The following is a 12,818-nucleotide window of genomic DNA, read 5'->3' as shown; positions in this document are numbered from 1 at the left end:
CTTTTCTTACCATAACAATTCCTTACCTTCATCTAAAATAAAGCAATCCTTACATTTACTTAATTTTTAAAGTGAAATGTAAGGATTGCTTTTTAAAATACAAATTGAACTAATATCATATAAGCGATTGTACCACCCGCAATTGAAATCAACATATTACGTTTAATCACATGCAAGATAATAATCACTACAATCGCAATCAACTCTGGCAGCCCATGATTGCCAGTTAAGATAGGCGTTTTACGCAACGCATAAACGACTAAGAAACCAAATACCGCTGCAGGAAGTACAACGCCTAAATATTGTACAAACTTTGGTGTTTCTTTATCTTTAGAAAAGATTAAAAACGGCAAGAAGCGTGTCAACATCGTTCCAATCACAACAACCGCAATCGTTAAAATTTGTTGGGTTAAGGTCATATTAAGCCACACCCTTTCTTGCGAAATATCCTCTGAGGATAGTCAATGCGAGCACAATTAAAATCATTGAAGGTAAGATGAATTGATTAGGTCCGAAGATGACCAAACAAACTATAGGGATAGCCAACCCAATTAATGAACTTACATGATTCTTTTCTTTCAACCAAGACTCTAAAAAGATTACAACGAAAAGAGCGACCATCACAAAATCTAAGCCTTTTGTATCAAACTTAATAAAGACACCGAACAGACTTCCGATTGTCGTACCGAAAAACCAATAAAATTGATTTAATAATGTGACATAGAACATAAATAAGGTCTTATCGACATTTTTAGGTACATTCGCCATATTATTAATTACGAAGGTTTCATCACACATCCCAAAAATTAAGTATGGCTTATATTTTCCTGTCCCTTTAAATCGGTCCAACATGGAAATACCATAAAATAAGTGTCTGGAATTCAGCATAAGTGTCAATACGAAGACACTTAATGGATTAAATGGAACTAATAATAAACTTCCGGCCACAAATTCCATGGATCCTGCAAAAATCAACAAACTCATCAGCATCGCATAAATTGGCGGGAAGCGTAATGAATGCATATAAATACCATAAGCAATACCAATAAATGAAAACCCTGCGAAAATTGGAATTGTTTGAGGAAATGCTGCTTTTATAGCTTTTAAATGCGGATGTTCAGTCATGACTATCAATCCTCTTTCTATGTATATGAAAATCTTCGAAAAACATTCATTTTCCGAAGATTTAATGTAGCTTATAAAACTCTGAATGCATCAGGTACTGGTACTACTTTTTGTTCAACAATATTGTAGAACCCGCCATACTGCATACCTTGGCAATGGATTTGATTACCTGTACTGATTTCAAATTCAAACACCCATTTTAAACGACTGATTTTCGTTAACCAGCATTTGCCAACGGGTTTGTCGTGAATAGTAAGTGGTATCTTATAATCAATTTCAGTATGCATAAGTATAGGTGAAATATTTTGTTTCAACATTTCAGAAGGGGTTAGATGCTTATTTACAAATATTGTTCTTAAATCTTCAAACCAACGGACATAGACAATATTGCTGACGATACCCATCGCATCAATATCATAGCCGTTTACTTCAATTTCTGTTTCTGCCACTAATTTACGTTCGCTCAACACCGACAACTCCTATCTTTCTTTATAACATCAGTATAACAACGTTTTTATAAAGTTGATAAGTGTTATCTTAATTTACAATGAAGTTTCTGTATTGAATTCATATTTCAGCAAAGCGTATCTATGAAAGTCTTCAAATTGTCCACGTTCAAATGACTCATCTTTATCCGTTCCAACAAAACGGAAGTTTGCACGTTCTGCGACTTTTTGACTGGCTTTGTTTTTAGTGTTGATGTGCAACGATAACTTATTTAAATCCAAAGTATTGAATGCGAAATCACAGATTTTATGTAGGCAACGGGCAATGATTCCTAAGCCATTATACTTACTCTGCAACCAATATCCTACGAAAGCTTTTTTATTTTCTAAATCAATTTGCTGTATATCAATAGTGCCAACTACTTGGTCTCGATAGTAAATCACAAAAAGGCGATGTTCACCTGCAGCCTGTTCCTTCAACATTAACTTAATGAAGTTGAGTTCATCTTCCACCGTTAAGGTATGATCAATGAACGGTAAATACGTTGAAAGAAATGCTCTATCTTGTTCAATCACTTGAAATAAAGGTTCAGCCATGAATGTTTCAGGTTGTGCTAACTTTATGTCTTCATCTACTGGAAAATAAAAAAAGTCCACATGTATCGCCTGCTTTCGCTCTATGTATTTTTTCATGAATAACTAGAGTATAGTGGAGTTGACAGAATATTTCAATATTAATTCGATGTAAAAAAAGACGAGTAATGCAAAATGCACTACTCGTCGAAATTGAGTATTCAGTTCATTTCTTAAATATTATAAGAAACGTTTAGCTGCTACTGAAAGTGGTGGGATTTCATCAAAGTCTAATTTTTTATCTTCAGTAATAGATCTGTATGCCCATTTAGCATAGTTGATTGCTTCATCCGGTACAATTTTACCTGGAAGTGGTGCAGCGTTCGCATCAACATGTACGTTTACGATTGTTGGTCTGTTTTCATTTAATGCAGCTTCAACAACAGTATCGATGTCTGCTGGATCTTCTAATGTGTAACCAGCACCGCCGCATGCTTCAGCGAATTTAGCAACATCCATATCTGAGAAGTCGATTGCATATTCTAATTCACCAGCTGCTTGTTGTTCGTATTTGATGAACGCTAATTGTTTGTTGTTCAATACGAAGATAACCATTGGCATGTTATATTGAACAGCTGTTGCGAAGTCTTGCATTACCATTTGGAAACCACCGTCACCAGCGATACCGATAACTTGACGGTTAGGGAATGCTACGTTAGATGCAATTGCACCTGGTAACGCGCAACCCATTGTACCTAACCAGCTTGAGATAATGAATTCGTTGCTTGGTTTAAGGTTTAGGTAACGTGTTGACCATACTGTTGAAGTACCAACATCAATTGAGAATACAGCGTCATTGTCTGCTTCTCTGTTGATAGCTTGCATCAAGTGTTCTGGACGGATTGGATAAGAATCATTGTTAAGGTCTTTTTCCATCCATTCTTTCCAAGTAGCCATGTTATCTAATGCTTCTTTTAAGAATTTACGGTTTTTAACTGGTTTAACAAGGTTTGTTAATTCAGTTAACGCGATTTTAGCGTCACCGATAATTCCAGCATTTACTTTGAAACGGTGACCGATTGCACTTGGATCAATGTCGATTTGAACGGCTTTGATATTTTTCTTAGGAAGGTAGTCAACATATGGATAGTTTGTACCTACCATGATTAATAAGTCAGCATTTTGCATTGCTTGATATGCAGGTTTTGTACCGATTTTACCGATGTTACCTAAGTTATATGGGTGGTCATCTGGAATGATTGTTTTAGCTGGTAAAGTGATGATTGTAGGGATTTGTGCTTTATTGATTAAAGCTTCTACTTCAGGTCCAGCATGTTTTGCACCAGTACCCATTAACATTACAGGTTTTTTAGCTTTATTAATTAATTTTGCAGCTTTTTTAATTTTAGCTGTGTTTGGTGCTGGGATTGTTGGGCGTTTTTTGTTTACAACTTTATTAGTTGTATCTTTAACTTTGTTAGTTAATAAGTTGTTAGGCAAGATTAAAGTTGCCACACCTTTTTTCTCGTAAGCTGTTTTAATAGCTTCGTTTACGATACCAAAGATATCGTCATCTTTTTCTGAGATTTGACGGTTGTATACTGAAACATCTTCACATAATGATAATAAGTTTGTTTCTTGGAAAGCTTTAGTACCAAGTACAGTACTATTAGATTGACCTACTAGCACTAATTGAGGAACGCCATCCATTTTAGCGTCATACATACCATTTAATAAGTGGATCGCACCTGGACCACCGATTGCTAATGATACGCCGATTTTACCAGTAAGTTTTGTGTAAGCTGAAGCTGCTAAGCTTCCTACTTCTTCATGACGAACATGATAGAATTTAATTTGTTCACTTACTGTACGTAAACTATCAACTACTGCGTCGATAGAGTCGCCCGGGATACCATATAAGTGATCAATATCCCATTGTAGTAAAGCTTCTACAAGTGCTTGATTTGCTTTAATTTTTGCCATTTTAAAAATAGCCCCTTTCTATTCATTAAAAAAGTAACTGTATTCAAACTACCCTTTAGTTAGTGTTTGATGCTGCGTTATGCAAAGTGTGTCTATATATTCTAATGCTAATAAAAAAGAATAATCAGGATTGGTAACAACACTGAACTGATGACTGCAGTCAGAATCATACCAATTGAACTGAATGCACCTGATTCTAAATCTAATTCTAAGGCTTTTGCTGTTCCGAACGCATGTGATGCATTTCCAAATGCAAGCCCTTTTGCAATGGAAGTTCTAAAGTTCCCCATACGCAACAGCAATGAGCCGAGCATACTGCCGATTAAGCCAGTGGTAATAATAAATAGTACTGTAATTGTATCTGCACCGCCCATTTGGTGAGATACTTGGATACCAACCGCTGCTGTGATGGAACGCGGTAATAATGTGACAATTTCTTCTTTATTGAAGCCTAAAATCTTCAACGACGAATAAACTAACACAAAATTGAGTAATACGCCAGTCAATACGCTTGTAAAAATAATATTGAAGTTTTCAAATATTTTATGACGATTGATATAAAGCGGATAAGCTAAGCAAACAACCGTACAGCTCAGCAAGTAATTAATTAAATGGCCGCCTGCCATGTAAGAATTATAATTCTGACGGAACAACAATAACACGATTATAATTCCAATTGAAGCAACTAGGGCTGGATTTAAGAATGGGCTAGGAAATCTCTTGTGCAGCTTCTTCGCTGCAAGATACATAACCACTGTCAGTACTATCATTATGATGTCTTTTAAAATAATCATGATGTGTGACTCCCCTTACCACCATGTTGTCTTCTGGCCATCTTCTCAGCAATTAGCCCAGAGACGTAAGCGACAGCTATTGTTCCGAGAATGATGACGCCGAAGAACAAAATAAAGTTGAGGTGTATGTCACCTATGATATCCATTACACCAACGACGGAAGGGATAAAGAAAAACACCATCGTTGTTAGCAAGAAGTTGGAACCCGCTTCGACCCATTTGACAGGTATAATTTTAAATTGTAATAGTAGGAAAAAGAGTCCTAGGCCGACGATACTTCCAGCTAATGGAATATGCAAAAGGTGCTGAAGGGTGTTGCCTAAATACGTGATGCCCATAATCAAGATAATTTGGAAGATAATCTTTAAAACCTTCGATGTCATAAGCTAACACCTTTCCTTAAAAATAAGCGTATAAATGGTCATTTCCAAATCGATTCTGGTGTCTGAATCTAGTGTCCATCACTATTTATACACATTCTTTTGACTTACATTCCTTATTCTATGACAATTCTGTGTATAATAAAAATATCGATTTTAGATACTACCTATTACTTTTTTCTATGAAAGCGATAACATCGATTACTTTTCTTCCAAATACGAACTTTTGTTACCATCAATCTTGTTCCATAACGTATATACCCCTTTCTGACAGTCTTAACAATAAATTTAAAAGCACACAAAAACAGCTGTTCATTTTACCGAACAACTGTCTTGCTTTAGAAATGAAAGCATTGAAAATACCGTTAAATATAATTGTATGATCTGTGCAACCTCTTAAACATTCGCTTTATACCCCATTATGACATTCTAGTGAACTTTACTTATCTTGGTGACAATTCATCTTCAGTCATCCACATATGATTCTTAACCATCTTGCCATTATCTTTATCTTTATAGTCCACTGTATAAACTGTTGTTTTTTCTACTTTATCGATTGTTGCTTTCGCACCTTTCATACCCTTCATATGATTCGCTTTCAAAGTAACAGTGTCCCCTTTTTTGAAACCTTCTCTCGGTGCATTTTCTATTTCCTCATTCACGACCCATTTGTGATGAGAAACTTTTTTACCGCCATCAGTTGGTTGATAGCTGACTTCGTACACACATGTATTATAAGCGCCTTTAACTTTACCGTCAGCATTCATCATGCCTGGCATGTGGCCTTCTTTTAATCTAACATCATCCCCCTCATCAAACTGACTGTGACGTGCATGATGCATATGTTCAGGCATTTGACCATGATGATGCCCCATGTGATGTTCTCCCTCTTTTGAAGTCTGTTTATCTTGTGTTGTATTTTGAGCATTTTGACTTGAGGTTTGTGTGTCCTCTTGATCATTTGAACAAGCGGTAAGTATCAGAGACGACGTTAACATAACCATTCCGATTCTTTTTAACATACCTTTCACCCTTTCTTTACTCCCACATTTATCATATACCCCCTTTAGGTATATTACAATCTAATAAAAATAGGACGCCCTTATGCTGTCGCAAAAAGTGACATCCTTTGTCTAATTTTTTATATAGTTAATGATGATTTCATGTAATCAATATATTCTCTTGTCGCATAGTTGATATACTTTTCTTTTTTCCAAATCACACCTAGTTGCCATCTCATAGAAGCATCATTAATTTTCGCACTATGAATAGGCCCACGCAGCATTTTCACAATGTTTTCTGGTAGGATACTGACTCCTAATCCAGCTGTTAATAAGTTTTCGATAAAGTTCCATTGCGAAATTTTGGAAATAGTCTTAGGCACAAAACCAGAACGTTTAGCTGTTTCAATAATTTTATCGTTTAAATAGAAATCTTCATTAAACAATATAAAATCTTCATTTGCTAACTCATGCATTTCTACCATTTCACGTCCAGCGAATGGATGTGTTTCACTAACAACCAACAAAATATCCTCTGTATAAAGTGGAATAGATTCAAAGATAGCACTGTCTACAGGCAAAGTTGTAATGCCAATGTCAATTTCATTATTGATGATTTGAGATTCTAATGCCTTCCCGCCATTCTCTACCAAATTGTACGTAATATTTGGATACATTTGATGGAAATTACCTAGTGTATCAATGAATTTATTCATGTTCATAACAGCTGATAATCCAATACTGATATGACCCGCTTCAAGTCCCTTTAACTGATTCACTTCTTTAGGCAGGTTCTCAAACAAATTCATAATTTCCAATGATTTCTTATAGAAAATCTCTCCGCTGTCTGTCAAAGTTAAATGACGTTTACTACGATCAAATAACGCACTGCCCAGTTCGTTTTCTAAATCTTTGATTGCTTTGCTGATTGTGGGCTGTGCAATATAAAGTTCTTTAGAGGCATTTGTCATACCGCCATGTTGTACAACTGCAATAAAATATCCCATTTGTTTAATATCCATGTTTGTACCCCTTCTCTTTTTACAATTTCTTTCTTTTCACATATACCACTATTTTATAATATCAACTGCTGAAGTGCTATATATCCAGAAAAACAGACCAGAGAACTTTTCAACTCTCGGTCTGCTTTCTTTTTATTTAATAATATCAATCAATTCTTTTTTAGCTGCTGCACGTGCTGGTATCCAACCGAATATAATACCAATTAAAGTTGATACACCCACTGCGAGTAAAACAGATCCTAAACTTACAGCACTCTTGATATAATCAGGTGTGACTACATCGACAAGCGAAGCAATTCCGATACCTAATAATAATCCGATAATGCCACCTATTAAACAAAGTACGACACTTTCAACTAAGAATTGTATCTCAATATCTCTTGCCTTAGCACCGAACGCGCGACGTATTGCGATTTCTTCTGAACGCTCCGCAACGGAAATGTACATCACATTCATCACACCAATACCTGCAATGAATAGAGATATACCTGCGACTGCTGCTACAAAGTACGTAATTCCATCAAATATTTTACTGATGCCTTTCATCATTTCTTCCATATCTGAATATTGATAACTACCTGCTGCTTGGCCGCTTCCTTTTTTCGATAACACCTTTGCGACACGTTCACCTACTTCTTTTTTGTTATGACCATCTTCGATCTTAACTTCTAACTGTGCAAAATCTTGCGTTAGATTGGGTAAATAATGTTCAAGCGTTTGTGTCGGCATATGTACGACATTATTTTCAAAGCCATCACCCGTGGTTATACCGACAATCTTAAATCCTTGTCCATTAATAAATAGTGATTGTCCAACTGCTTTTTTAGGTTTATCAAATAAATCCTCAGCTAATTTCTTATCAATGGTTACAACTTTGTTTTCAATCGCATTATCACCTTGATTAAAACCGTGACCTTCATCTACATTGCTAAATTGGTCCTTCACGTAAATATTTGCATTGCCATTTTTACGTGAATTCGTCACTTTAGCTGTAAATGCTTGATCTTTATCTTTTTTAATCTGTGCTTTTTCTACTCCTTTTTCTCTTTCCGCTAATTGAATATCACTAGGTGCAAAAGGCTCTGTTTTTATATCAGCATCCGTAGACTGCATAAAGCTAATAAGCGCAGCATCTTTAGACGCACCTGAATCTGAAAACTGTTCATTTGCGGTCTTTTTGAATCCATTTCCTAAAGCCATGATAGTAATCACAGCCGCAATACCAATAATAATCCCAATCATCGTGAAGATATTACGTCGCTTATTTTTCATGATTGAACGTAGTGAAACAATGAGTATATTAGATAATCGACTCATTTTATCACCTCTTCTTCCTGAATGCGCCCATCCAAGATGTGGAAGATGCGATCTGCTTTTTCAGCTACTGCTCTATCATGTGTCACCATAATCATCGTTGTCTCTTGTTCTTGATTCAGACGTATAAATAATTCCATTATATCTTCTGAAGTTTTTGAGTCGAGTGCACCCGTAGGTTCATCTGCGATAATAAACTTTGGTTGATTCACTATGGAACGCGCAATTGCCACCCGTTGTTGTTGACCGCCAGATAATTTATTTGGCACAAAATTTTCTTTATCGTAGAGCCCGACATTATGCAGTGTATTTAAAACACGCTGCTTTCTTTCTTGACTTCCGATACCTGCATAAACTAAAGGAATACTTACATTTTCTAGCACTGTGTTATTTTGTATCAATTTAAAATTTTGAAAGACAAAACCTACAACTTGGTTTCTAATTTCAGCTAATTGATTATCCGAACTCTTTTTATAATTGTTGTTATTAAATAAGTATTCGCCCTCATAGCCTCTATCAATGAAACCTATGATATTAATCAATGTACTTTTACCTGAACCAGAAGGTCCCATAATTGCGATAAACTCGCCCTTTTTTATTTCCAGGGAAATATCCTTTAAGATATGATTCACTTTATCTCCATTTTTAAAAGAACGATTGATGTTTTCTAACTTAATCATTCTTTCACCTCAATCTTATCTCCCTCTTTTAGAGATGATTTAGGATTTTGAACTAAACGTTCTCCTTCTTTCAATCCTGACTTAACGTAAATAGAACCCTCTTTCTTTTCTACTTTGATTTTACGTTTTTCAATTTTATTTTCTTTATTTAGAACATAAATTGTATTATCTTTGTCCAATACATTTTGAGGAATTTTAATTTTGTCAGTAGCGACAGAAGCATCTAGTGATAAACCTGCACGTACTGGAGAAGATAAATGACCAATAAGCACTTTATATTTCGAAGCATCGTTTGAACTGTCTTTACCTGATACATCATTCATAACAGGATTCGAAGCTTGTCCTGCTCCTTCTTCTTCAGAAGCACCTGCAGCAGAAGCACCACTCATCGCATTTTCATTCAGACTGTCTTCATAACTTGTTGGAAGTTCAGATATCTTTATAACTTCACCTGTCCCTTTGTCACCTGTGCTGTTGACCTTATATTCAATTTTTTGTCCTTCTTTAATTTTATTCAAATCATATTCAGTTACTGTTGTTTTGATTTGCGGATCTTTTGAAATTAATTGAAGAATCGTTTCACCTTCATTAGGATAATCCTCTTGCATAATTTCTATCTTTCCTGGGAAAGCCGCAAATAAGCTATCGTTAATTTGTTGATCAAATTGATTTAATGATTGGTTCGCTTTATTTAAGTTTGCTTGTGCTTCTGATAGTTGTTCGTTGGCTTGCTCATCATTTGGTGCACGATTGACACTTTCTTGCGCTTTTTGTCTTGCACGTTCTGATTGGTTCACTTTATCAAGTAAGCTTTGACGTTGATTCTGGCTCGTATCATAGCTGATAATTTGTTGACCTTTTTCAACGTCTTGACCATTTGAAACAGTAGTATTGATATATGTACCGATAGTTGAATTATTTTGGTAAGACTTCACTGTTTCTGGAGAAGCTTTACCTTGCATAGTTAGCGGACTTTCTTTTTTAGCTTTATAGACACTATATGTATTTTCCTTATTTGATGTGCCTTCAGCATTTTTAACAATGATTGCGATAATAAATAATAGTAGAATTGCCGCAATGATTGAAATTATCCATGTCATTTTCTTTTTCACACTAATTCTCTCTCCTAACGATTAATTTTAAACTCACAATTGAATAATATCACAACTTAAAAATAAATGAATACCTTTACATTAATAAAGTTAGATATTTATAATCTTTAAAGTTGTCTACTAATTTAAGCAACGCTCATTAACAATGAAATCAAATGATTAAAACATCAATAAAAAATTTTATCATTTTTAGAAAAACCATTTATTAAAATTAATGATTATGATACGCTCTTAATAAATCTTACATAAGGAGTAGCATATGGAAAATTCTAACTTACTGCTAGGGGATTCCTTTAGCAAATTCAGAGAACGTCCAAAATGGATACTTAATTTAATTATTTGGATTGTCGTAGTTATTGGTTCACTATGGTTGACTTTCGCTTTTAGTGATTGGACAGAACTCATGAAACAAACCAATCCAAATATGAATCAAGCACAAGTTGAACAAGCTAGATCGTTTATGGGACCAGTCACTGTTATTGGAGGCCTCTTCTCACAACTTTTCTATTTACTTATCGCATTTTTAATCGTTTGGGCAATTGCGCGTATTTTCAAATCTAATGTGAAAAAGAAAAGCATTTTTGCGGGAACATTATTTGCGCTGTTAATCAGCTCATTAGTAGCACTGATTGTCTTAGTGATTCAAGTGATTGTCGGTTTAGATATTGTGAAAATTTCGATCACAAGCTTGAATATATTTGACCCAGGTAATAAAGTACTTAGCGTATTTAACTTACAGACTTTACTTTCTGGTTATTTATTGAGTGTTTTACTGTATAAAACTTGTAAGTTATCAGGAAAAGTTTCTATTATTTTTGGTGTTGCATTAGTCATTATTTCAATCGGATTCGGATTGCTTGGCGCATCCATTCAATAATATAGCTAATGAATAAGAGGGAATGAACATGTGTGTCATTCCCTCTTATTTATATATTTATGATTCGTTTTTCTATTCAAAAAAGCTTAAACTATTAACTAGTCATTTGTAGTGACTTATTCAAGCAGAAAGTAGTGATTCTAATAGATACACAAACAAACACCATACAAACACCTGATAATTTCCAACTTCATATACGTACGCACCTTTCACAACAACCGAAAGGTATCATCATCTATTATCATGGTGGTGGTTTAATTGCGGGTTCACCTCACGATTTATCTGATGAAGCAATTCAAATACTGACACAACATTTTCATTTAGTGGAAGCACCCTATCGGTTAGCACCCGAATCCAATATCGGCACTATTTTAAATGATGCTTTTTTAGTATTTGATAACATCAATAAAATATATCCTGATTTGCCACTCTTTACTTTCGGACGATCTTCCGGTGGTTATTTAGCTTTGCAAATCGCATCTCAACGTACTGTTAAAGGTGTCATTGATTTTTATGGTTATGCAAAAGTGGACTTGCCTGAATTCAAATTACCGCACAGTGAATTCCAAAAGAAAACGGCCCATCTTAACTCAGCTATGATTGATATGATGATTCAATCACAACCGATTACAGAAGGACCGATTCAGTTTCGTTATCCACTCTATTTATATACAAGAGGCATCGGACAGTGGTATGAATTTGTCGGTATTCAAGATGCTGAAAAAACTGAATTAAATTTAAGTGCACGTGCTTTAAAACAATTGCCTCTCGTTTTTATTGCGCATGCTTCAAGAGATATTGATGTTCCTTTTAGTGAAAGCGAACGGTTGAAACAATATATTCCTAATTCCACATTAATTACACTCGATAGTGATGAACACGATTTTGATCGTTCGTTTAATAGTAATATTAAAACAATATACCAACAAGCAGAGCAATTCTTACACCAATGTTTAGAAATTTAAGTCGTAAATTGATTTAAGTCATGATGTTCACATTCTAATAAATAACGCTTCCTATCTAATCCGCCACCATATCCAGTCAGTTTGTTGTGGTGGCCTACCACACGGTGGCAAGGGATAATAATAGAAATCGGATTACTGCCTACTGCTCCACCAACTGCTTGTGCAGACATTTTTTTCTTACCTCTTAACTGTGCAATTTTACGTGCTATATCTCCATACGTTACTAATTCACCGTAAGGAATTTTAACAAGCTCATTCCAAACCTGTTCTCTGAATTCAGTACCAGAAGCATGATACTTAAAATTAATTTCTGGATTTTCCCCTTTAAAATAACGATCTAACCAATCACTGACTTGGTTAAAAACTGGCACTGAGGTTAATGCCACTTTATCTATATTTGGATCTTCTTTATTAATTTGTCCTTCGTAATAAATACCTGTCAATACATCATCTTCGCTTACAAGCGTTAATGTTCCTATTGGAGATTGATAATCACTCATTTTCGTCATTAAATCACCTTTTCTTCTTTTTATCTATTTAAACGCT

General features: G+C 35.0%; 15 protein-coding genes. 2 read left to right on the top strand and 13 right to left on the bottom strand.

Features of this window, described 5'->3' with window-relative positions:
- Nucleotides 1-92: 92 nt before the first annotated feature.
- The 12 genes from MUA87_RS02300 to MUA87_RS02245 all read right to left on the bottom strand — a co-directional run bounded on the left by MUA87_RS02300 (nt 93) and on the right by MUA87_RS02245 (nt 10,430).
- On the bottom strand, nt 93-419 hold the full coding sequence (locus MUA87_RS02300) for a branched-chain amino acid transporter permease (protein ID WP_262551248.1): 327 nt from the start codon (nt 417-419) through the stop codon (nt 93-95).
- 1 nt (nt 420) lies between these two features.
- On the bottom strand, nt 421-1,125 hold the full coding sequence (locus MUA87_RS02295) for an AzlC family ABC transporter permease (RefSeq protein ID WP_262551247.1): 705 nt from the start codon (nt 1,123-1,125) through the stop codon (nt 421-423).
- Between the two features lie 71 nt (nt 1,126-1,196).
- A complete protein-coding gene (locus MUA87_RS02290; RefSeq protein WP_037557637.1) occupies nt 1,197-1,595 on the bottom strand; it encodes an acyl-CoA thioesterase in 399 nt (132 codons plus the stop codon).
- A gap of 72 nt (nt 1,596-1,667) precedes the next feature.
- Entirely contained in the window at nt 1,668-2,228 is a 561-nt protein-coding gene (locus MUA87_RS02285; protein WP_262551246.1) for a GNAT family N-acetyltransferase, read from the bottom strand.
- Nucleotides 2,229-2,384: 156 nt separating this feature from the next.
- Nucleotides 2,385-4,127, bottom strand: a complete 1,743-nt coding sequence (locus MUA87_RS02280; RefSeq protein WP_002479826.1) for a pyruvate oxidase — start codon at nt 4,125-4,127, stop codon at nt 2,385-2,387.
- A gap of 107 nt (nt 4,128-4,234) precedes the next feature.
- A complete protein-coding gene (locus MUA87_RS02275) occupies nt 4,235-4,921 on the bottom strand; it encodes an LrgB family protein (RefSeq protein WP_002479827.1) in 687 nt (228 codons plus the stop codon).
- Entirely contained in the window at nt 4,918-5,304 is a 387-nt protein-coding gene (locus MUA87_RS02270; protein ID WP_002479828.1) for a CidA/LrgA family protein, read from the bottom strand. Before MUA87_RS02270 ends, MUA87_RS02275 begins: the two co-directional genes overlap by 4 nt.
- 440 nt (nt 5,305-5,744) lie before the next feature.
- The gene (locus tag MUA87_RS02265) at nt 5,745-6,323 is read right to left on the bottom strand and encodes a YdhK family protein (protein ID WP_262551245.1); all 579 of its coding nucleotides are present in this window, start codon (nt 6,321-6,323) and stop codon (nt 5,745-5,747) included.
- Between the two features lie 119 nt (nt 6,324-6,442).
- On the bottom strand, nt 6,443-7,324 hold the full coding sequence (cidR, locus tag MUA87_RS02260; protein ID WP_002479830.1) for a cidABC operon transcriptional activator CidR: 882 nt from the start codon (nt 7,322-7,324) through the stop codon (nt 6,443-6,445).
- Between the two features lie 132 nt (nt 7,325-7,456).
- Nucleotides 7,457-8,641 (bottom strand): ABC transporter permease, encoded by a 1,185-nt coding sequence (locus MUA87_RS02255; protein ID WP_057510005.1) that lies wholly within the window; start codon nt 8,639-8,641, stop codon nt 7,457-7,459.
- Nucleotides 8,638-9,318: an ABC transporter ATP-binding protein gene (locus MUA87_RS02250; RefSeq protein ID WP_002479832.1), complete on the bottom strand. Its 681-nt coding sequence runs from the start codon at nt 9,316-9,318 to the stop codon at nt 8,638-8,640. Before MUA87_RS02250 ends, MUA87_RS02255 begins: the two co-directional genes overlap by 4 nt.
- Complete coding sequence (locus MUA87_RS02245; RefSeq protein WP_105978538.1) at nt 9,315-10,430, bottom strand: efflux RND transporter periplasmic adaptor subunit; 1,116 nt, start codon at nt 10,428-10,430, stop codon at nt 9,315-9,317. Before MUA87_RS02245 ends, MUA87_RS02250 begins: the two co-directional genes overlap by 4 nt.
- 259 nt (nt 10,431-10,689) lie before the next feature.
- Here MUA87_RS02245 and MUA87_RS02240 point away from each other — a divergent pair, with 259 nt between their 5' ends.
- Nucleotides 10,690-11,307, top strand: coding sequence for a YIP1 family protein (locus tag MUA87_RS02240; protein WP_002479834.1), 618 nt, complete (start codon nt 10,690-10,692; stop codon nt 11,305-11,307).
- A 134-nt stretch (nt 11,308-11,441) separates the two neighbouring features.
- A complete protein-coding gene (locus tag MUA87_RS02235; protein WP_262551244.1) occupies nt 11,442-12,272 on the top strand; it encodes an alpha/beta hydrolase in 831 nt (276 codons plus the stop codon).
- Here MUA87_RS02235 and MUA87_RS02230 read toward each other — a convergent pair.
- Nucleotides 12,269-12,781, bottom strand: a complete 513-nt coding sequence (locus tag MUA87_RS02230) for a methylated-DNA--[protein]-cysteine S-methyltransferase (RefSeq protein WP_057510009.1) — start codon at nt 12,779-12,781, stop codon at nt 12,269-12,271. The two genes, MUA87_RS02235 and MUA87_RS02230, sit on opposite strands and share 4 nt — an antisense overlap.
- Between the last annotated feature and the right edge of the window lie 37 nt (nt 12,782-12,818).

It is taken from the genome of Staphylococcus simulans, from assembly GCF_025561465.1.
Taxonomy (GTDB): Bacteria; Bacillota; Bacilli; order Staphylococcales; family Staphylococcaceae; genus Staphylococcus; species Staphylococcus simulans.
This window is presented reverse-complemented; position numbering and strand designations above follow the sequence as displayed.

Coding starts and splice junctions, on each gene's coding strand:
- cidR (WP_002479830.1), bottom strand. CDS start 7,324: ATGGATATTAAACAAATGGGATATTTTATTGCAGTTGTACAACATGGC.
- MUA87_RS02270 (WP_002479828.1), bottom strand. CDS start 5,304: ATGACATCGAAGGTTTTAAAGATTATCTTCCAAATTATCTTGATTATG.
- MUA87_RS02255 (WP_057510005.1), bottom strand. CDS start 8,641: ATGAGTCGATTATCTAATATACTCATTGTTTCACTACGTTCAATCATG.
- MUA87_RS02295 (WP_262551247.1), bottom strand. CDS start 1,125: ATGACTGAACATCCGCATTTAAAAGCTATAAAAGCAGCATTTCCTCAA.
- MUA87_RS02240 (WP_002479834.1), top strand. CDS start 10,690: ATGGAAAATTCTAACTTACTGCTAGGGGATTCCTTTAGCAAATTCAGA.
- MUA87_RS02300 (WP_262551248.1), bottom strand. CDS start 419: ATGACCTTAACCCAACAAATTTTAACGATTGCGGTTGTTGTGATTGGA.
- MUA87_RS02230 (WP_057510009.1), bottom strand. CDS start 12,781: ATGACGAAAATGAGTGATTATCAATCTCCAATAGGAACATTAACGCTT.
- MUA87_RS02275 (WP_002479827.1), bottom strand. CDS start 4,921: ATGATTATTTTAAAAGACATCATAATGATAGTACTGACAGTGGTTATG.
- MUA87_RS02250 (WP_002479832.1), bottom strand. CDS start 9,318: ATGATTAAGTTAGAAAACATCAATCGTTCTTTTAAAAATGGAGATAAA.
- MUA87_RS02265 (WP_262551245.1), bottom strand. CDS start 6,323: ATGTTAAAAAGAATCGGAATGGTTATGTTAACGTCGTCTCTGATACTT.
- MUA87_RS02280 (WP_002479826.1), bottom strand. CDS start 4,127: ATGGCAAAAATTAAAGCAAATCAAGCACTTGTAGAAGCTTTACTACAA.